Raw genomic sequence first — 19,491 nt, forward strand, 5'->3', positions numbered from 1 at the left:
CCGCTGACCGACGCGAGGAGGCCGGCCGGTGGGACCCGATGCCCCAAGGGGCGAGGGCTCACCGGCCGGTCTCGGTGTCACACCACGGCGCCCGTTCCGCGCTGTCGGCGCCGGGCCTCCAGCGGACTGGCGGGCCGGTCCCGCCTCTCCGACGTGGGCCGCCCGCGTGGCGCCTTGGGCTTGCGCTTCTCCAGGAGCACGGCGACCGGTACCGCCACGGACACCGTCGACACCATGCCGAGGACGACGCCCGCGATCAGCGCCACGGAGAAGTCCGCGAGCGAGTCGCCGCCGAGCACGGCGAGGGCGGCAAGGACGAACAGCGCGCCCATGCCCGTGTTCACGGTCCGTGGCAGCGTCCGGATGACGGCCTTGTTGGCGGTCGCCGTCAGGTCGGCGCGGGGATCTCGGCGGCGCGCCTCCCGGATGCGGTCGAAGACGACGACGGTGTCGTTCACGGAGTAGCCGATCACGGTGAGCACGGCGGCCAGGAAGACGCTGTCGACGGTCTTGCCGAGCCAGGCGAACAGGCCCACCACCAGCAGCACGTCATGCGCCATCGCGGTGACGGCGGCCGACGCGAACGTCCAGCGGAACCGGACGGTGAGATAGATCAGTTGGGCGGCCACCGCGATGCCGAGCGCGATGAGCGCCTTCTGGCGCAGCTCGTCGCCGAGGCTCGGGCCGATCTGCTCGTCGCGCTCGACGGTGGCCCGCCCGCCGCCCTTCTCGGCCAGGGCCTCCTTGATCTGCTGCTGTTCGGCGTCGCTGAGTTCACCGGTGCGTACGGTGATGTCGCCCGCGCCGGACTCCTGCACCACGGCGCGCGGGAACCCGGCGTCGGCGACGGCCTTGCGGGCCGTGTCGGCGTCGACCTGCTTGCTGGTGGAGTACTCGACGAGGCGCCCGCCGGTGAACTCGACGCCCAGGTCGAGCCCGCGCAGCGCGATGCCCGCGACGGCAACGGCGACCAGCAGGGCGCTGGCGCCGAGCCAGCGGCGCCGGTGCTGCACGATGCGCGGTTCGCGGCGGGCGAGAAGGCTGCGGACACGGCCGGTGGTGGCGAGGCCCGTGAGGCGGGGACGGCGGCGTACGAAGCCTCTGCGGACGGCGGTCTCGGCGAGCACCCGTGTCACCACGAACGCCGAGACCATCGACACCAGGACGCCGATGGACAGCGTCACGCCGAAGCCCTTCACGGGACCGGTGGCGAAGTAGAAGAGCAGGCCCGCGGCGAGCAGCGTGGTGACGTTGGAGTCGATGACGGCGCTCCAGGCCTTGGCGAAGCCGGTGTGGAGCGCCTTGGGCAGGCTCTTGCCTGCCGTGCCCCGCGCGCGGGCCGCCGCTCCCTCGGCGCGCGGACCCAGGTACTCCTCCCGCGCGCGTTCGAAGACCAGCACGTTGGCGTCGACCGCCATGCCGATCGCCAGGACGAACCCGGCAAGGCCCGGCAGCGTGAGGGTGGCGTCGATGGCAAGGAGGGCCGCGTACGACATGAGTCCGTACAGGGCGAGCGCGAGGGTGGCCAGGGCGCCGAGGAGCCTGTAGACGACGGTGATGAACAGGGCCGTCAGGGCCAGGCCGATGAGGGCGGCCTGGGTGCTCGCGGCGATGGCGTCGGCGCCGAGGGTGGGGCCGACGGTGCGCTGTTCGACGACGTCGACGGGCACGGGCAGGGCGCCGCCCTTGACGAGGGCGGCCAGGTCGCGGGCCTCGTCCTCGTCGAAGCCGCCGGTGATCTGGGTGCTGCCGCCTGTGATGCCGGTCTTGCAGGCGACGTCCGCGTTCACACCGGGCGCCGAGATGACCTTGTCGTCGAGGACGATGGCGACGCGACGCTCCGGCGCGCCCTGGGGTGCGCACGCCGCCTCACCGGTGACGCGGGCCCAGTCGCCGCCCGCCTTGCCGCGGAAGTCGAGCGTGACGTACCAGCCGTTCATGGACTGCTGGTCGAGGACCGCCTCGGCGTTCTTGACGCCCTCGCCGGTGAGGACGGTCGGTCCGAGCTTCAGGTGGCCGCCGGGGCGGTCGGGGTCGGGCAGGGTGCGGGAGCCGTCGGCGGCGGGCCTGGGCGATTCCTTCCGGTCGGTCTGCTCGGTCACGGAGTGCACCGACAACTGTGCGGTGCGGCCGATCACCTGGGAGGCCTCGCGGGGGTCCTGCACCCCCGGCAGCTCGACGATGATCCTTCTGTCTCCGGCCTGGGTGAGGCTCGGCTCGGACACGCCGAGGGCGTCGACGCGCTGCCGCAGGACCTCCACGGCCCTGCGGGTGGCGTCGGCGTCGGCTTCGACGGTGGGTGAGTCCTTGGTCTCCAGGACGATCTGCGTGCCGCCTCTCAGATCGAGTCCGAGGCGGGGTGACTGGGTGAGGGCGAGATACAGCGAGGCGGCGACGGCGACGAGCGCGACGATCGCCCGCCACAAGGGTGCGCGGGGCATGGGAGTTCTCCACATCCACGAGGAACACGAGGAAGGCGTCACGAAGAAGGCGTCACGAGGACGCCGTGACGAAATGCGGACGGGCTCCGGCAGCCGGTCCGGGCGCGGGCATGCTCGCGCCCGGAGGCTCCGGCCGGTCGGGCGGCGTCCGGTGAGGTGTCGTCAGCTCCGTCGTGAAGGGGGGCCGCGCGGCTCTGCTGCCGCGTGCGCGAACCGCGCGGGCGGCGTGGAGGTGAACGGGCGGGCGTCCGGTCCGCCGAGGGACCGGTGCGGCGCGCGCTCGGCGCCGGGGCCGGTGGTCCCGGGGAACGGCGGGTGCGGGAGGTGCCCTTGGTGGAGATGCGCGACCGTCGCGTGGACCGCGCGGGTCCCCGCCGGGCTCTCTGTGCCGTACGAGGCTTGCGCGCCGTGGGCCCTGGGCCGCTGCTGGCCCGGGGATTTGGTGGTGTACGGGCCGCCGCTCTGCTGTGCGGCAGCGGCCGGTGTCACCCAGGCCTGGGCGGCGGAGCCGACCGCGGTGGCGGCCCGGGAGGAGGGGACCGCGAACGCCAGGACGGCGACGACGGCCGAGAGCAGGGACGCTGCCAGGCGCGCCGACCGGGTGCGATAGGGCACTCGGGGCCTCCTGCGCGGTACGGGGTCGGGGACGGTCGATTGGAGTGGGCGCCTGAGGTGGATCCCCACACGGCCACGGCGCTCGGGGCGCCAATCGCTTCAACGTGCGGGCGAATTGATTAGGTTCCCGACGCGTCCGCTCAGTCAGGTCGGTCAGGTTCCCCCCTTCACCGCCGAGGCCACCGCACTTAGCCGCAGGCAGAACGCACTTCGCCGTCGGCAGAACCCGCTACGCCAACGGCAGAACGCCGACCGCCGACGGCCCGCCGCTCCTACCCTGAAGCCGTGAGCAGCCACGCGACGAACCCGATGACCCCGGCCGCCCCTGCGGCCCCGCACCCGACGGGCCGGTCCGCCCGCGTCATCCCCCTGCGCCCCGCGCCCCCGACGTCGGAGGTCGCGGCACCGACGGCCGCCCCCGCCGCACGCCCGTCGGCCCCGGACAAGGCCCCGGCCCCCCGGGAACCGCTCTGGCGCCACCTCGTCGGAGACGTCCTGCGCCGCCAACGCCGCGCCCAGGAGCGCACGCTGAAGGACGTCGCGGACGCGGCGCGGATCTCGGTGCCGTATCTCTCGGAGGTGGAGCGCGGCCGCAAGGAGGCGTCCTCCGAGGTGCTCGCCGCCGCGGCGTCCGCCCTCGGCCTGAGCCTCGCCGACCTGCTCGCGCTGACCCACGGCGAGCTGGTCGCGGCCACGCGGCGCCCGCACGGACGCGACCGGCGCTCCGCGGCACCCACGGCGCTCGTCCAGGCGCGTGCGGTGTCGGTGATCTCGGCCTCGCCCGCGCAGGGCGCCGCACGCCCCGGCCAGTTCCAGGCGCGGCTCCGGCTCGCCGCGTAGGTGCCCGCGCACAGGACGACCGGGCCGCCCCCGCACGGCCCGGTCCCCCGCACGTGCGGCGGGGACCTCCCCGCGTCCGGCGTGGACCTCATGGACGTACGCCGCATCCGCCTCGTAGAGACCCCCGCGCCGCAGCCGCCGCCCGGCGAACGGCTGGCGATGGACCGCGCCTGGGACGAGGTGGTGCGGGCCAACCCGAGTCTCTTCGACGGGCCGGTGGCGGCGTGTGCGGGGCTGTCCTGGGAGGGGCCGGGGAGCCTGGTGCTGACTTGGGCCAGGACGACGTACCGGCGCTTCGCCCTGCGCCACGTGCCGGGCGCCACCTCCTGCCTGCCCTCCCTCTTCGTCGATGTCGCGCAGCCGACCGAGGACGGGCAAGTGGTCGTGGGACGCATGGCGTCGTACACGTCCACGCCCGGCCGCTGGCAACTGCCGGGCGGATCCGTCGAACCGCCCACCGACGACCGCCCCCTCGACCTGGCCGCGCTGCGCCGGCACGCGGCGCGCGAGCTGGTCGAGGAGACGGGTGTCGAGACCGCGCCGGACGACCTGACGCTGTGGCTCGTCACGCGCGGCGCGTTCGGCAGCGTCGGTGTCCTGTTCCGCGCTCCGTGCCGTCCGGCGCCGGAGTTGAACGCGCGGTTCGCGGCCCTGGTGTCCGCCGAGGCGGCCCGGGGCCGCGAACCGGAGCTGGACCGGATCGCCCTCGTCGGCTCCCCGGCGGACCTCGCGCGCCTTCCCGGGCCGCACGTGGACTACCTGGAACCGGTCCTCACCCGCTACGCGGCGACCGCGCCGCTCAGCCCACGATCCCCACGGCCGCGCGGCGGCGGCTGACGACCTCGTCGGCGAGTCCGTACGCCACCGCCTCCTGCGCGGTGAAGACCTTGTCGCGGTCGGTGTCGGCGCGCAGCGTCGCCACGTCGTGGTGGGTGTGCCGGGCGAGGACCTCCTCCACCTGGGAGCGGATGCGGACCATTTCCTTGGCGTGCAGGCTCAGGTCCGACACGGTGCCCTGCTGGCCGCCGCTCGCGGGCTGTCCGAGCAGCACCCGCGCGTGTTCGAGGACGAACCGCCGTCCCGGGTCGCCGCCCGCGAGCAGCACGGCCGCCGTCGAGGCGGCCTGGCCGACGCAGAACGTCGAGATCGGCGCGCCGACGAACGTCATGGTGTCGTAGATCGCCATGAGTGAAGTGACGGATCCGCCGGGCGAGTTGATGTACAGCGCGATCTCGTTCTCCGGGGCGGACGACTCCAGGTGGAGGAGTTGGGCGATGACGACGTTGGCGACGCCGTCGTCGATCTCGGTGCCGAGGAAGATGATGCGCTCGGACAGCAGCCGGCTGTAGACGTCGTAGGCGCGCTCGCCCTGCGGGGTGCGTTCGACGACGGTCGGGATCGTGTACTGGGCCATGGTCATCGTGTTCGGTCCCATGGTCGTCGCGTTGGATCCCATGGTCGTGGCGTGGTGTCCCATCTCTACAGTCCCATCCGTCGCTTGGAGGCCGCCGGGCGGACGTCGGCGAGCGAGGTGACCACGTGGTCGACCATGCCGTACTCCATGGCCTGTTCAGCTGTGAACCAGCGGTCGCGGTCGCCGTCGCGCGCGATGGTCTCCGGGGTCTGCCCGGTGTGCTCGGCGGTGATGGCCTCGATGGACCGCTTGGTGAACTCCAGGTTCTCCGCCTGGATCGCGATGTCGGCGGTGGTGCCGCCGACGCCTGCCGAGGGCTGGTGCATCATGATGCGCGCGTTCGGCAGCGCGTGCCGCTTGCCCGGGGTGCCGACGGTGAGCAGGAACTGGCCCATGCTGGCGGCGAATCCCATGGCGAGGGTGGACACGTCGTTGGGGATCAGGCGCATCGTGTCGTAGATGGCGAGCCCGGCGTGCACGCCGCCGCCGGGGCTGTTGATGTACAGGCTGATGTCGGTGCGCGGGTCCTCGGCGGACAGCAGCAGGAGCTGGGCGCAGACCCGGTTCGCGGAGACCTCGTCGACCTGGGTGCCCAGGAACACGATGCGCTGGCCGAGCAGTTGGGCGGCGAGCTGGTCGTCGAAGCGGTTGGCGGGGGTGTCCCCGTCCTCGGCGCGCGGGTGCGCCGGCCAGTCGGTGTGCGGCGGTGTCATCTCGGGGCCTCCTCGTCGTGGTGCGGTCGGTGGGACCACTGTGGATCGGGACGAGGGGGATCGGCCGCTTTCTTGGCCGTCGGCAGATTCGCCCAGGGCAGAGCCCTTTCGGCAGGGGCCCTGCCCTGGGCGGGGACTTACGCCTTGGGCCACCACGGGGCAGTGGCGTCACGCAGTGTGTTGGTGCCGCAGTGCACCTCGCCCAGGCCGAGGTGGTACGTGTACCAGTCGTCGATGTAGGTCGTCTTGAAGCCCGCCTTCGCGTACACGGAGGTCACGGCATCGGTGAAGATGTCGCGGCCGCCGATGACCGGACCCCACTGCTGGGGCGCCAGGTAGCTCGTCGGGGTGAGCAGGACGCCGTTGACGGCGCCCGGTACGTAGGCGCTGTGCGTGCGGGTGGGAGCCCGGCGGGCGCTGCCGCCGTCACCGCCCTTCTGCTCGTCGGCGCCGCGCAGTTGGTTGAACTTCTGCAGCCGGTCGGGGCCCATGCGGCGCAGCTTGCGGCTGTCGCTGAGGGAACTGCTCTCGTCCCCGTCGCGCGTGAACAGGCCGGGCACCTTGACGATCTCGTCGTCGGTGATGCCGGTCTCGCGCTTGAGGATGTCGAGGTTCGCCTTGATGCGCTGGGCCGCCAGCTTGTTGTCGGCGTGGAACTTCGACGAGGCGAGGACCTTGTCGATGGTCTCCTTGGGCGCCGGGACGTCGGGGGAACGCGGTACGGAGAACATCTTCTTGGCGCCGTGGCCGTCCCGCTTGGCCTTGGCGAGGAGCTCCACGCCCATGGCCGGGTCGGCGACGCCTATGCGCCAGCCGCGCGGGGTGTCCGCGGGCAGGAACTGGACGAACTCGTCCACGTGGCCGACCGTCAGCCAGGACGTGTCGAGGAGCAGCGGCGACTGCACGCCCTGGGACTTCAGGAACGTACGCATCGCCTTGGCGGGCTTGGAGCCGGAGTCGGCGCGGTAGCCCTGGATGATGCGTCCGGCAGGGTAGCTCTTGCCGTTCAGGGTGTACGGCGGAATGGTCTCCAGGTTGCCCATGGAGTTGAGCGTCCACTCCTCGCTGTCGCGCACCCCGCTGACCTGCACCACGCCGACGTCCGGTCCGCGCAGCTTCTCGAACAGCTCACGTCCGGCGTCCCGGTCCGGCTGCGCGGAGCGGATGAGGACGCGCATCGTGCGCTGCTTGCCACCCGGACCCGGCATGCTCGCGTAGGCCGGTTCGACGAAGTCCTGCGCCCACGGGTCAGCGTACTTGGTGAACTTGGTCATGGGCTTGCTGATCCCGGCGTCCTTGACCTTCTTGGCGAGGTCCTTGACGAACTTCTGCTGGGCGCGGCTGTAGGGGCCCTCGCCCTGCACCTCGGTGACGAGGACTTCCTCGGTGCGCTGCAGGTGGTGGTGGGTGAGCACGGGCGCGGTGCGCAGCACGACGTCGTCGGCGCGGGACGTGCCGCCGCCGGTGACGGTGAAGCGGACCTTCACCTCGCCGTTCCACTTCGCCGAGTCGCGTACGACGTCGGTCGCCTCGACGCCCAGCTCGACGCCGTTGCGCAGCTCCTTGGTGGTGAGCTTGTCGGTGGGCCGCAGCAGGGACCAGCGGCCCTCGCGCTTGATGAAGAGGCGGGACTTCTTGGCGCCGGTGCCGACCGTCCTGACGGTGCCGTGGCTGCCCGCCGGGGTCTTGGGCAGCGGCACGGTCTTCAGGCGGGCCAGGTCGGCGGCGTCGCGCGCGCCGTTGACCTTGGTGTCCGAGCCGTCGTTGCAGCGGGCCAGCTTGGCGTCCGTGAGCGGCCTGCCCTGCGCGTCCTTGACCGGGCAGCGCTTGGCGTCGTCGTCGACGTTGGGCAGCACGATCGCGCCGCGCCGCTGGGTCCAGGTGTTCTCGCCGGCCGTGTCGGTGGCGCCCTCGACGTCGACGGAGCCGTCCCGGTTCACGTCGGCGCGCAGGTCGGGCGTCTGGGGCGTGGCCGAGGTGCCGGTCTCGGCGACGGCGGTGGCGCCCGTGGCCGCGAGGACGCCGGCCATTCCGGTCGCAAGGGCGATGTTTCTCCATCTGTGCGTAGGCACAGTTCCCCTCCTTGTTCCCGGCCCTCTGTGGTCAGGTGGCGAGGGCCGTTGGAAAGGAAGAGGCCCTTGGAGGCCCGGAGGTTGACCGACGGCCGAAAGAGGAGGAAAGAAGCGGAAGCCACGCGCGGGCCCGGCGGACGACGGTGGCCAGCGGTGGGCGGTAGGTAACAGAATTCGCCGGAATGCTTCTCCTGGTTCATGCGGGGCTGGTGGGCTGACCGCGCTCAACTCACCGATCACAGGAGGCGTGCGTGAATCTCGTCGTCAACGGCGACGCGGAGAGCGGGTCCGGCGGCACCGCCGACCCCGTCGCGAAGGTCCGCGGCTGGAAGGTCGCCCAGGGAGCCCCGGCGCTCATCGCCTACAGTCTCGGCGGCGGTTACCCGACCGCGTCGGACCCCGGCCCGGCCCGCCGCGGCAGCCGTTTCTTCTCGGGCGGCAACAGCCCGCGCACCGCGCTGGTGCAGGACATCGACCTGCCGAGGAGCGGCCCGACCGGGCGCCGCGCCGTCGACGCGGGCAAGGTGCGGTACACCCTGGCCGGCTGGCTCGGGGGCTACGCCGGGCAGGAGGACGGCGCGCGTCTCTCCGTGGAGTTCCGCGACGCCAAGGGCACCCCGGTCGCCCTCAGCGTCCTCGGCCCGGTGGGCGCCGCCGACCGCGAGAGCCGCACGGGGCTCGTGGAGCGCACGGCCGAGGCGGCCGTGCCGCCCACCGCCCGCTCGGCGCGGGTCCTGCTGGTGTTCACGCGCAGCGGCGGCGGAACCTCCAACGACGGCTACGCGGACGCCCTTTCCCTCACCCTCAAGCCCGCCGGAGGCCGTCGATGACCGTCAACCGCCGTGACCTGCTCAAGTCCGCCGCGGCCGCGGGCGCGCTCAGCCTCGCCTGGCCGCTCGCCACGGGCCTCACCCCGGCGCAGGCCCGTGAGGCCGCCGAGAACCTGGGTGCCGAGTACGACCCCGCGCCCTTCACGCTCGGCGTGGCGTCCGGTGATCCGCAGTCGCACTCCGTGGTCCTTTGGACCAGACTCGCGCCCGAACCCCTGGCCGCCGTACAGAGACTTCCCGAGGTCGTCGAGGTCGAGTGGGTCGTCGCCAAGGACGCCCGGCTGCGGCGCGTCGTCGCCCGCGGCAAGGCGCCCGCGTCGGCGACGCTCGGGCACAGCGTGCACGTCCCGGTGAGCGGCCTCGCTCCGGGCCGCCACTACTGGTACGCGTTCAAGGCCCTCGGGAAGACCAGCCGTGTGGGGCGTACGAAGACGGCGCCGCGCGGTCGTGTCTCCAAGGTCACCTTCGCGGCCGCCAACTGCCAGGCGTTCCACGACGGTTTCTACGCCGCCCACCGCGGCATCGCCCGCGAGAAGGTCGACTTCGTCGTCCACCTCGGCGACTACATCTACGAGCACGGCCAGGTCGGCGGCGTACCGGAGAAGCACGTGCGCGACCACGACGGACCGGAGATCCTCACCCTCGCCGACTACCGAAAACGGCATGCTCTCTACAAGGGCGACAAATCGCTGCGCGAGGCGCACGCCGCCCACCCGTGGTTCCTGACCTGGGACGACCACGAGGTCGTCAACGACTACAGCGGCACCGGCGGCGGCGCCCCGTTCATGCGGCGCCGCGCGGCCGCGTACCAGGCGTGGTTCGAGCACATGCCGCACCGCGACTCCTTCGGCGGGTCCGCGCTGCCCGACCCGGAGATCCACCGGGTGCGCCGCTGGGGCGACCTCCTCGAACTCTCCGTCCTCGACCTGCGCTCGTACCGCTCGGCGCAGAATCTTCCCGACGGCACGATCCTGGGCGCCGAGCAGAAGGCGTGGCTGAAGAAGACCGTCGACCGCGCCCCGGACGCCTGGCACGTGTGGGCCAACTCGATCATGCTGAGCCAGCTCCGGGGGCGGCCCGGCGGCTCGTACATGTTCACCGACCAGTGGGACGGCTTCCTCGCCGAGCGCAAGGAAGTACTCGGGCACGTGCACAAGAGCGGTCTGGAGGACCTCGTCGTCATCACCGGCGACTGGCACTCGGCGTTCGTCGACGACATCCGCACCGACTTCGACGAGCCGGAATCCCCGCTGGTGGGCACGGAGTTCACCGCGCACTCGGTGACCTCGGGCGCGTACTCCGCGGACTGGAACGCGGCCAACGGCCCGGTCATGGGCAAGGCCAATCCGCACCTGAAGTACTTCGAGGGCAACCGGTACGGCTACGACGTGTACGAGGTCACTCCGGAGCGGTTCAGCGCGCACATGCGCGTCGTCGGTGACCGCCGCGACCCGCGCTCGCCCGTCAGCACGCTGACGACGTTCCATGTGGACCGGGGCAAGGCCGGTTCGTACGAGGACGAGGGCACGAAGAACTCGCCCGCGCAGTACCGCAGGGACTAGCGCGGCGGGCGGGTGAGCGCGGCCCGGCCCGTGTGCCGGGGCGCGCTCACCGGCCGTACCAGCCCTCGGACGGCGCGCCTTCCGAGGGGTCGAAGGACTGGTGCAGGCCGACGAGCGCGCTCACCAGGCGGGGGTCCCAGCCCTCTTCGAGGACCTGGTAGTCGTCGGCGATGCCGCGGAAGACGAGCTGCCTACGGTGTGACGCGTCGCGCCAGGTCACCCGGCGGGGCGGGCCGAAACCGCCGTCGCCCTCACCGAAGACGGCCATGATCAGGCTCACCCAGCTCACCACCATTCCGCAGGGCCACCACACCGCCCACCAGAACAGGCGGCCCTTGCGGCCCCGGACGACGGGGCCCACGGTGGGCTCCACGGTCCACTCGGTCCGGCGGAAGGGGCGGCGGCGGTAGGTGATCCTGCCGAGCGGGGCGTCGTAGCCGTCGTCGACCAGGTACACGGTGTGTCCCCGGCCGAGCTGTCGCTCGGTGCGGACGCGGGCCATCGGGGGCGTGCCGTCCACGGTGACGTCGAAGTCGCGTGCGGAGGCGTGCCGCCCGCCCGCCGGGGTTCCAGGGGCGTGGGCGTACTCGTGGTCCCGGCGCAGCCAGGCCAGTTCGCCGCCGTCGCGCGACCTCTGGGGCGGCCGCCAGTTCACGATCTGCGGTGCGTTCCTGGTGTAGTCCACTCGGTACGACATGAGCTGCTGCGCCAAGCTGTCCCTCTCCCCGTTTTCCCCGTTGTCCCCGTGGCTCCGGCGGTGCGGCGGTCCCACATGCTCTCATCCGGATCAGGAGGGGCTGTTGGGGTCCCCGGGGCCGGCGAGGCCCACTTCGTACGCGAAGATGATCGCTTGCGCGCGGTCCCGCAGGGACAGCTTGGCCAGCAGGGCGTTCATGTGCGTCTTGACGGTGGAGCGGCCGATGCCGAGGGCCGCCGCGATCTCGGGGTTGTTGAGGCCGCGCGCCACCTCGCGCAGGACGTCGCGCTCACGCCCGGTGAGGACGTCGAGACGGCCGTCGGGGCGGGCCCGCGGGCCGACCGTGCCGGTGGCGAAGGCGTCGATGAGGCGGCGGGTGATCTCGGGGGCGAGGAGCGTCTCGCCCGCGGCGACCGTACGGATGGCGTCGACGAGTTCCTGGGGTTCGCAGTCCTTGAGCAGGAATCCGGACGCGCCGCCGCGCAGCGCGGAGAAGACGTACTCGTCGCGGCGGAACGTGGTGAGCACCAGGACCCGTGTGGGCGGCTCCGCCGAGGTCAGCAGGCGGGTCGCGGTCAGGCCGTCCATGCCCGGCATGCGGATGTCCATCAGGACCACGTCGGGGCGGCTGACGCGCGCGAGTTCCAGCGCCTCGGCGCCGTCCGCCGCCTGGCCGACCACGGTGAGGTCGGGCTCGGCGTCGATGACGGCCGCGAATCCGGCGCGGACGACGGACTGGTCGTCCACGACGAGTACTCGGACGGTCATGTGTCTGCGTCTTTCATGGCTGGGATGTGGCTGATCGGTGCGGGTACGTGGGCCGACGCGGGCTCGGGCGTGTGTGTGGGCGCGGGTCCGGGCGTCGACTCGGGTCCGGGCGTCGGTGTCGGCGTGGGCGTGGGTCCGCGTGTCGGCGTGGGCGCGGTGGGAGCCGGAGCGTCCGGTTCCTCCAGCGCGTCCAGAAGGTCCCGCAGCCCCGCCAGCGCCTTGCGCGCCCCGCCCGTGACCTCGCTCAGCGCCGTCCTCACGTCGACGGTCCCGGCGAGGCCCGCCTCCGCGTGCCGCACGAGAGCGACGGTGTGGCCCACGACCGTGGCGTGCAGCCCCGTGGCGACACGCCTCCGCTCCCCCGCCACCGCCTCGCCGACCCGCGCCGCGACCGTGTCGAGCACGCGCCGCTCCCAGGGGCCGCCGTCGCCGCGCCGGGCGCGGGTGAGCAGGCCGAGCGCCCAGACGGGCAGCAGCCAGGGCACAGCGGCGAGCCCGAGGGCGGCGAGCGGCGCGACCGCGCCGGGGCCCGCCGACTCCCCCGGATCACCTGCCACCGCGAGCCCGACCGCGATGCCGCCCACGAGGCCGACGCCGACGGGGGCGGGCCAGGTCGCACGGGCCGGACCGTACGCGGCGACCGCGTGCAGGGCGACCAGTTCCGCTGTCCACGCCAGGGCGAGCGGCCCCAGCCAGTCGAAGGCCATCAGCCCCAGGGCGGCTGCCGTCGACCAGCCGAGGGTGACCGTCAGCATGGCCACGAGGGCCGTGGCGGGTGCGCGCCGACGCAGGAGCAGCGGGGCCGCGTGGACCGTCAACAAGGCGCCGAGGAGCGCCAGTTGGGGCGGACTCGCGTTGGACAGGAGCGGCTCGGAACCGACGTACGACAACAGGAGCGGCAGCGCGACACAGAGGACGAACACCACCGCGTCCACGACCGCGGTCCGCACCCGCGGCCGGGCTCCCGGAATCGGCAGGGTCGCCTCAACACCCCACCCCCCGCCGCTGGTTGGCCCGGCGCTCATCGCCCCTCCCACGCCCACGACCCGCTCCCGCATGCCCGCGAGCCCTCGCCCCGTGCCCGACGGGACGCCACCGTCCGCCGACAGTCCGGCCATCGGCCTCCCGTTGACCACCGAGACCGTCAACTCCCCGCCGCCGTACCGCAGGCAGACCGCGACCGGTGCCCCGGCGGCGTACCGCATCGCGTTCGTCAGGGACTCCTGGACGATGCGGTACGCGGCCACGGAGATGTCACCCGGCAGCGGGCGGGGGCGGCCCTCGGTGGTGCGGGTGACGGGGAAGCCGAGGCGTTCCAGGCCCGCGCACAGCTGGGGGACGGACTCGTGGGGCGCACCGGCCTCGTCCGTCTCGTCGCCCACGACCGCGACGAGTCGGCCCAGCGAGGCGAGGACGTCCCGGCCGGTGGCGGCGGCCGCGGCCAGGGCTTCGGCGGCCAGTTCGGGGCGGGTGTCGGCGAGACGGAGGGCGGCGGCGCTCTGTACGGCGACGGCGGTGAGGTGGTGTCCGGCGGCGTCGTGGAGATCGCGGGCGAGGCGTTCGCGCTCGGCGTTCGCGGCCGCTCGGCGTTCGCGTTCCACCGCGGCGAGGCGCGTGAGCACTTGCGCGCGGCGGGCGGTGCGGTGCCTGCGGAGGCTGCCGCACAGGACGATGAGGAGGTGCAGCAGGGCGCCCGCGAGGAGGCTGTCGAGCAGCGGACCCGGTGCGTCGAATCCCGCGCCGACTCCCGCGCCGTCTCGTATCCCGGGCACAGGGATCCCGTGCAGCGGGAGCACGGCCGTAGCGAGGGCCGCGGCCCCGAGCGCCCGCCGCGCGGTGCCGTGCGCGGCCAGCGAGAACAGGGCGACCCACAGCGCGCAGGGCAACGCGGGCGTCAGCGCCGTCTGCGACAGCAGCGCCTCCGCCGCCCCATCGGCGACGAGCGCCGCACCGAAGACCGGCACCGGCGCCACCCTGCGCCACACCAGCGCGGCGGCGGCCACCCCCATGGCGAGGACGCCGACCAGCACCTGCCAGACCGCCTGACCGTCGGCCCCGTCGACACCGCCGGACCCGGTCAGGCCCCCCGAGAACACGAGCACCAGCAGATGCCCCGCCAGCAGCGCGGCGGGCACCGCCGCGTCGGCGGCCCCCGGCCCTCCGCGTACCGTTCCCCGTCCCACACTCCGACCCTACCGGCGCCTTTCTCCACCCATGGGTGGAGGCGATCTGGGCCAACCGGCCGGGGCCGACTCCCTGCTCGGGCAGGACGCCCGCGCGCCCTTGCCACGGTGTGCTGGAGACATGAGCATCGACCGACGTACAGCCGTCGCCGGAGGTCTCGCCGCAGGGCTCGCCCTGACCGCGACGGCCGCAGCGGCGAGGACGACGGCGCCCGGCCGCGACCGGGGCGCCCCTGTGATCACCGTGCGGGGCGAGTCCCCGACCCGCTCCAGCATCCCCACGGCCCGGGACCCGAGGGCGTCGGGCGGCGCGCTCCTCGCCCTGGCCACGGCCGAGCCCCCGCCACCGCCGCGCGGTTGGTACGCCACGTACACCGTGCACGTCCCGACCGCCGGGCCGTACCGGATCGAGGCCGTCGCGACGGTCCCGGTGGAGCAGCCGCACACCGAGGAGACCAGCTCGTACTTCCGGCTCGCTGTGAACGGCGGGGCGTCGTGGTCGGTGTCGCGCTCGCAGCCCTACTGGTACGAGTCCCCGAAGGCGTGGGGCGACCTGTCGCGCCTCGCCCTCGGCGACGTGGAGCTGCGGCGCGGCGTCAACACCCTCACGTTCACGGTCGACGGTCCCACGGTCCTCGACGACTACAACGGATACCGTTTCCTGCTCGACGAGTTCACGCTCACGCCGGTTCCGGTCGCGCTGCGCTCCGTGCGGCTGCGGGGCCCGGCGAACAACCTCGGCCACTACCGCGGCGACGCACCGGCAGAGCTGCGCTTCGGCCTGAACGGCGCGGCGCCACGCGCGCTGACCGTGACGTACCGCGTCCTCGACTACTTCTCCCGGCAGGTGGCGTCCGGAACCGTCCCGGTCGCACCCGGCGCCGGGGCGGCACACGCCACGCTCCCCGTGCTGCCGCCCGGCAACTACCGTGCCGTCGCGGCGCTGACAACGGCCCCCGAGTCCACCGTCACCGGCTGCTTCGCGCACCTGCCCGCGCGGCGCGCACCGCGCGGCCCGGCCAACCGATTTGGCGTGAACGTCTTCACGCACGCCCTGGTCCCGCCTCCTCTCCTGCCCGCCCTGGCGACAGCGATGGAGTCGATGGGCGCGCGTTACGTACGCGACGGCAGCGCCTGGCCGGCCGCCCAGCGCGAGCCGCACGGACCGTTCGACAGCGGCCTGCACGAGGCGGTCGTCGAGGCGTTGCAGAAGCGCGGGCTGAAGGTCCTCGAGGTCGTCTCGCCGCCGCCGGGCTGGGCGTTGACGGAGACGTCCGTGCCGCTGCCCGCCGACCTGCGGCACGCCTACCGCTACGGCGCGCACCTGGCGGGCCGCGGCAAGCGGGTCGTCGCCGACGCGCTCCAGCTCTCCAACGAACCGGATGTGGACGACACCGCCAGCACGGGCGACCAGCACGCCGCGTACGTGAAGGCGGCGGCACTCGGCATCGCCGACCAGCCGGACGCGCCGCCGGTGGTCCTTCCGGGCATCGCGGGGGAGGGCGTGTTCCAGGAGCTGATGCTGCACAACGACGTGGTGCGGTACGCGGACGTGTGGAGCTTCCACGGCTATCCGCCGCTGGACGACGCCGACCCCGACTTCCCGTCGTCGGCGGAGGACCAGGCGGAGCTGCGGGAGCGGTTCGGGGCGGCGACACCGCTGTGGATGACGGAGTCCGGCGCCTTCCTGCCCGCCGAACCCGGCACGGATCCGGCGTACGCGACGCAGCGCACCCAGGCCCGCTATCTCGTCCTGTCGACGGTGGAGAGCCTGGCGGCGGGCACCGAGCGGCAGTTCTGGTTCTGCGGGCCACCGTGCACCGACGAGGGTGTGTCGTTCGCGCTGCTCAGCCGGGACTTCCAGCCGCTGCCGGCGTTCAGCGCGTACGCCGCCCTCACCGGGCTCCTGGGCGAAGCCAACTACGTAGGTCTGGTCGAGGAGTTGCTCCCGCATGCGGCCGGGTTCGTGTTCGGCGACGGCGCGGGGCGCACGGTGACCGTGGTGTGCGCGGGGAGGCCGCGGGACGTGGACGTGCCGGTGCCGGACGGGGCTACACGCGTGTACGACATCATGGGCGCCGCGCGCGGCGCCCCGGCCCGGTCGGCCCGCGGCACCGTCCGGGTGGCCGCGTCCCGCGACCCGCTGTACCTGGTGACCGACGCGCCGCCGCCCGGCCGCCCCAGGCCTCCGGCCGGTGACCAACACGCCCGGCCGGGGCCGCTCTCCGTCGCCGAACACATCGTCCTCAACCAGCGGTACGCGGCGGCCGACTCGGCGCCCGACAAGGAGGACGGGGACGCCGAACCACCCCTCGGCCACCGGCTCGGCGCCTCCACGCGCATGGTGGTCGACGTCTACAACTTCAACGCCTCCGCGCAGACCGTGACGGTGTCCGGGCGGGCCTTCGGGGGCTGGTCGGTGGCGCCGCGTCGGGCTCGGGTGCGGGTGGCCGCCGGGGGCCGGACCGGCGTGGAGTTCACGGTCACGGCGGGGCCGAAGGTGCGTCCCGGCGTCGATCTGCCCCTCGTCTTCGAGGCGGACCTGGGCGGTGCGGCCGTACCGCCCTCCGTCGCCCGGATCCAGCGCCGCAAGAGCCGCCCGGGAGGCAGGCCCGGCAGACAGCCCGCCCTCGTCCCGGTGATCGACAAGGTCGCGCCCAAGGGCGGCGCCACGGTCGACGGCGCGGCCGTCCGGCTCACCGCACGGATCGCGGACGCGGTGTCGGGCGTCGACGCCGCGCGGATCACCGTCGAGGTGGACGGCGAGCGGATCGCGCACCGCTTCGACCCGGCCGACGCCAGTCTCACGGCGACCGCGCGCCTGCGTCCCGGCCTGCACACGTTCCTGATCCGCGCGTTCAACAACGCGCATGCTCCGGCGGCGCGTTCGGTGACGGTGCGGGTACGGCAATGAGGTACCGCGACATGTAACGGAGGTTGCTCTCGGCGTCGCCGTGGCGGCCGCGCTCGGTCACAATGACGGGCGCCCTGGCCCCCCACTCCCGACAGGACGCGCTATGAGGCTCCGTACCATCCTGGCCCAGGTCCTCACCGTCGTACTCACGACGCTCGCCCTTCTGGCGGCCCCCACCGGGGTCGCGGCCGCCGCAGGAAACGCGGCGGCGGGCGTGATCCGCGGCGGCGACCAACTGTTCTCCGCCGGCGGCCGCTGCGCGGTGTCCTTCAACACCATGAAGGGCACGCAGTTCTACGGCATCATGCCCGGCCACTGCGCCACCGTCGGCACGACCTGGTTCGCCGACCCGGGCCTGACCGTGCCCGTCGGGGTCACCGAGACGTCGGTGTTCCCCGGCAACGACTACGCGCTCATCCGCTACACCAACACCAGCTACTCCTACCCCAGTGAAGTCGCCGCGGGCGCCCAGTCGTTCCGCATCGACCGGGCCGCGCGCCCCACCGTCGGCCAGCGGGTGTGCCACGTGGGACGCACCTCGGGCCTGCACTGCGGCGTCGTACAGTCGGTGAACAACTCGATCAGCTTCCCCCAAGGCGTCGTCAGCGGCCTCTTCCGGTCCAATCTCTGCGCGGAACCGGGCGACACGGGCGCTCCGGCGTTCGGCGGGAACGCGGCGCTCGGGCTCGGCGTCGGGGGCAGCGGCAACTGCAGTTCGGGCGGCACGACCTTCCACCAGCCGGTGGCGCCCGTCCTCGAAGCACATGGCCTGAGGGTCGGGTACTGACACGCAGGTACAGACACGCAGGTACAGACGGCGAAGGGGGCCGCCCGGCATCCGCCGGACGGCCCCCGGGCCGTTCGCCCCGCGGGTCGGTCAGTCGTGCCAGCCGAAGTAGTCCGGCTGCGTCTGCACGTTGAGCTCACGCAGTCGCACCTTGTCGGCCGGTGCGGTGCGCTTGTCCTTGAGCTTCAGCACGTCGAAGCCCTTGACCATGTCGTTCGAGTAGATGTGTCCGTTGTAGTAGTACGCCGACCAGGAGCCGCCGCCGACGAGCTGATCGGCGGAGATCGGACCGCGCTCGAAGTAGGCGATCTCCTTGGGCTTGGAGGAGTCGGTGAAGTCCCACACGGAGACGCCGCCCTGGTACCAGGCCTGGACCATGATGTCCTTGCCCCGCACGGGGATCAGCGAGCCGTTGTGGGCCACGCAGTTCTCGGTGTCCGCCTGGTGGCGCGGGATCTTGTAGTAGCTCTTGAAGACGAGCTTGCGCTTGTCGCCCCGGCCCGTGATGTCGTAGATGCCGTCGGCGCCGCGGTTCGGACCGACCTCGGCGTTGCAGGTGGCGCCGCCGCCACCGCCGAGCTCGTCGGTGAACACGACCTTGTCGGCACGCTGGTTGAAGGTCGCCGAGTGCCAGAACGCGAAGTTCACGTTGTCCTGCACGCGGTCGATGACCTTCGGGCGTTCGGGATCCTTGATGGAGAACAGGATGCCGTCACCCATGCAGGCGCCCGCCGCGAGGTCCTTGGAGGGCAGGACCGTGATGTCGTGGCAGCCGGTGGTCTTGGAGACGCCCGGGTTGGTGGGCCCGCCCGGGTTGCCGCCGCCGTCCGGGCCGTCGCCCGGGAACAGCACGGGGAAACCGACAAGCGCCGCCTTGTGCGGGGCCTTGCGCGGCACCTTGATAACGGAGATGCCGTCGTGCGGCGGCTGGCAGTCGGGGAACGTCGCGCTCGGCGCGTACGAGGAGACGTACACGTAGACGTTGCGGCGGTCGGGAACCAGCGTGTGGGTGTGCGAGCCGCAGGCGGTCTCGACGGCGGCGACGTACCGCGGGTTCTTCTTGTCGCTGATGTCGAAGACCTTCATGCCCTCCCAGGACGACTTCTCCGTGGCGGGCTGCGTGGTGCTGGAGCAGGAGCTGTCGCTGCGCGAGGAGTCGGTCGACAGGAACAGCAGGTCCCCGGAGACCGAGACGTCGTTCTGCGATCCGGGGCACAGGACCTGCGAGACGGTCTTCGGCTTCTTCGGGTTGCTGATGTCGAAGATGCGGAAGCCGTCGTAGTTGCCGGCGAACGCGTACTTGCCCTGGAAGGCGAGGTCCGAGTTCGTGCCGGGCAGCGCGTCCTTGGGGATGTTGGTGAGGTGCTCGACGTTGTCCGAGTGGACGATCTCGTCCGGCGCGGGGATCTTGCCGTCGGCTATCGCCTCCTTGGTGTCGGCGGCGTCGCTCTTGGACACCTTCTTGGGCGCCTTGGGGGTGTCTCCCGGGTCCGGGGTCGCCCCGGCGGGAGCCGCGGTCAGCAGCGCGGCGAGGAGACCGGCTGCGGCCGCCACAACTCCCAGGCGTCTGCGGCGCGTTCGGGGTTCGTTCAACAGGGTCACTGCGTCCTCCCTTGTGGCCGTTCGGGGGCGAACGGTTCACGGACACCCGCAGT

At 72.9% G+C, this 19,491-nt stretch carries 15 protein-coding genes; 6 read left to right on the plus strand and 9 right to left on the minus strand.

Annotation, left to right across the window (positions count from 1 at the left end; translation table 11 throughout):
- Positions 1-77: 77 nt before the first annotated feature.
- Together secD and IEY91_RS22905 are read right to left on the minus strand one after the other, a co-directional pair.
- On the minus strand, positions 78-2,441 hold the full coding sequence (gene secD / locus IEY91_RS22900; protein WP_189175478.1) for a protein translocase subunit SecD: 2,364 nt from the start codon (positions 2,439-2,441) through the stop codon (positions 78-80).
- Positions 2,442-2,603: 162 nt separating this feature from the next.
- Positions 2,604-3,056 (minus strand): hypothetical protein, encoded by a 453-nt coding sequence (locus tag IEY91_RS22905; protein ID WP_189175479.1) that lies wholly within the window; start codon positions 3,054-3,056, stop codon positions 2,604-2,606.
- Between the two features lie 309 nt (positions 3,057-3,365).
- Here IEY91_RS22905 and IEY91_RS22910 point away from each other — a divergent pair, with 309 nt between their 5' ends.
- Together IEY91_RS22910 and IEY91_RS22915 are read left to right on the plus strand one after the other, a co-directional pair.
- A complete protein-coding gene (locus IEY91_RS22910; RefSeq protein ID WP_164327931.1) occupies positions 3,366-3,896 on the plus strand; it encodes a helix-turn-helix domain-containing protein in 531 nt (176 codons plus the stop codon).
- A gap of 90 nt (positions 3,897-3,986) precedes the next feature.
- Complete coding sequence (locus tag IEY91_RS22915; RefSeq protein ID WP_189175480.1) at positions 3,987-4,733, plus strand: NUDIX hydrolase; 747 nt, start codon at positions 3,987-3,989, stop codon at positions 4,731-4,733.
- Here IEY91_RS22915 and IEY91_RS22920 read toward each other — a convergent pair.
- The 3 genes from IEY91_RS22920 to IEY91_RS22930 form a co-directional block, all read right to left on the minus strand.
- Positions 4,696-5,310 (minus strand): ClpP family protease, encoded by a 615-nt coding sequence (locus tag IEY91_RS22920; RefSeq protein ID WP_164327932.1) that lies wholly within the window; start codon positions 5,308-5,310, stop codon positions 4,696-4,698. The two genes, IEY91_RS22915 and IEY91_RS22920, sit on opposite strands and share 38 nt — an antisense overlap.
- A 65-nt stretch (positions 5,311-5,375) precedes the next feature.
- A complete protein-coding gene (locus IEY91_RS22925; RefSeq protein WP_189175481.1) occupies positions 5,376-6,023 on the minus strand; it encodes an ATP-dependent Clp protease proteolytic subunit in 648 nt (215 codons plus the stop codon).
- Positions 6,024-6,160: 137 nt separating this feature from the next.
- Entirely contained in the window at positions 6,161-8,053 is a 1,893-nt protein-coding gene (locus IEY91_RS22930) for a protein-arginine deiminase domain-containing protein (protein WP_189175598.1), read from the minus strand.
- A 293-nt stretch (positions 8,054-8,346) separates the two neighbouring features.
- On the opposite strand from IEY91_RS22930, the gene IEY91_RS22935 reads away from it, so the two are divergent.
- Together IEY91_RS22935 and IEY91_RS22940 are read left to right on the plus strand one after the other, a co-directional pair.
- The gene (locus tag IEY91_RS22935; protein ID WP_164317211.1) at positions 8,347-8,925 is read left to right on the plus strand and encodes a phosphoesterase; all 579 of its coding nucleotides are present in this window, start codon (positions 8,347-8,349) and stop codon (positions 8,923-8,925) included.
- Positions 8,922-10,487, plus strand: a complete 1,566-nt coding sequence (locus IEY91_RS22940; protein WP_189175482.1) for an alkaline phosphatase D family protein — start codon at positions 8,922-8,924, stop codon at positions 10,485-10,487. The genes IEY91_RS22935 and IEY91_RS22940 overlap by 4 nt, the downstream gene beginning before the upstream one ends.
- Before the next feature lie 46 nt (positions 10,488-10,533).
- Here IEY91_RS22940 and IEY91_RS22945 read toward each other — a convergent pair whose 3' ends face one another.
- From IEY91_RS22945 to IEY91_RS22955, 3 genes are all read right to left on the minus strand, one after another.
- Complete coding sequence (locus IEY91_RS22945) at positions 10,534-11,199, minus strand: hypothetical protein (protein ID WP_189175483.1); 666 nt, start codon at positions 11,197-11,199, stop codon at positions 10,534-10,536.
- A gap of 75 nt (positions 11,200-11,274) precedes the next feature.
- Positions 11,275-11,952 carry a response regulator gene (locus tag IEY91_RS22950; RefSeq protein WP_189175484.1) on the minus strand — a complete coding sequence of 226 codons (678 nt, stop codon included), beginning with the start codon at positions 11,950-11,952 and terminating at the stop codon, positions 11,275-11,277.
- Complete coding sequence (locus tag IEY91_RS22955; RefSeq protein WP_189175485.1) at positions 11,949-14,135, minus strand: sensor histidine kinase; 2,187 nt, start codon at positions 14,133-14,135, stop codon at positions 11,949-11,951. Before IEY91_RS22955 ends, IEY91_RS22950 begins: the two co-directional genes overlap by 4 nt.
- A gap of 121 nt (positions 14,136-14,256) precedes the next feature.
- Here IEY91_RS22955 and IEY91_RS22960 point away from each other — a divergent pair, with 121 nt between their 5' ends.
- Both IEY91_RS22960 and IEY91_RS22965 read left to right on the plus strand, forming a co-directional pair.
- Positions 14,257-17,049, plus strand: coding sequence for a hypothetical protein (locus tag IEY91_RS22960; RefSeq protein WP_189175486.1), 2,793 nt, complete (start codon positions 14,257-14,259; stop codon positions 17,047-17,049).
- Between the two features lie 103 nt (positions 17,050-17,152).
- Positions 17,153-17,836 carry a S1 family peptidase gene (locus IEY91_RS22965; protein WP_189175487.1) on the plus strand — a complete coding sequence of 228 codons (684 nt, stop codon included), beginning with the start codon at positions 17,153-17,155 and terminating at the stop codon, positions 17,834-17,836.
- A 90-nt stretch (positions 17,837-17,926) separates the two neighbouring features.
- On the opposite strand, the gene IEY91_RS22970 is transcribed toward IEY91_RS22965, so the two are convergent.
- A complete protein-coding gene (locus IEY91_RS22970) occupies positions 17,927-19,438 on the minus strand; it encodes an LVIVD repeat-containing protein (RefSeq protein WP_189175488.1) in 1,512 nt (503 codons plus the stop codon).
- Between the last annotated feature and the right edge of the window lie 53 nt (positions 19,439-19,491).

This window comes from Streptomyces lasiicapitis (genome assembly GCF_014646335.1).
In the GTDB taxonomy this organism is placed as follows: domain Bacteria; phylum Actinomycetota; class Actinomycetes; order Streptomycetales; family Streptomycetaceae; genus Streptomyces; species Streptomyces lasiicapitis.

Coding starts and splice junctions, on each gene's coding strand:
- secD (WP_189175478.1), bottom strand. CDS start 2,441: ATGCCCCGCGCACCCTTGTGGCGGGCGATCGTCGCGCTCGTCGCCGTC.
- IEY91_RS22910 (WP_164327931.1), top strand. CDS start 3,366: ATGACCCCGGCCGCCCCTGCGGCCCCGCACCCGACGGGCCGGTCCGCC.
- IEY91_RS22915 (WP_189175480.1), top strand. CDS start 3,987: ATGGACGTACGCCGCATCCGCCTCGTAGAGACCCCCGCGCCGCAGCCG.
- IEY91_RS22920 (WP_164327932.1), bottom strand. CDS start 5,310: ATGGCCCAGTACACGATCCCGACCGTCGTCGAACGCACCCCGCAGGGC.
- IEY91_RS22925 (WP_189175481.1), bottom strand. CDS start 6,023: ATGACACCGCCGCACACCGACTGGCCGGCGCACCCGCGCGCCGAGGAC.
- IEY91_RS22930 (WP_189175598.1), bottom strand. CDS start 8,053: ATGGCCGGCGTCCTCGCGGCCACGGGCGCCACCGCCGTCGCCGAGACC.
- IEY91_RS22940 (WP_189175482.1), top strand. CDS start 8,922: ATGACCGTCAACCGCCGTGACCTGCTCAAGTCCGCCGCGGCCGCGGGC.
- IEY91_RS22950 (WP_189175484.1), bottom strand. CDS start 11,952: ATGACCGTCCGAGTACTCGTCGTGGACGACCAGTCCGTCGTCCGCGCC.
- IEY91_RS22960 (WP_189175486.1), top strand. CDS start 14,257: ATGAGCATCGACCGACGTACAGCCGTCGCCGGAGGTCTCGCCGCAGGG.
- IEY91_RS22965 (WP_189175487.1), top strand. CDS start 17,153: ATGAGGCTCCGTACCATCCTGGCCCAGGTCCTCACCGTCGTACTCACG.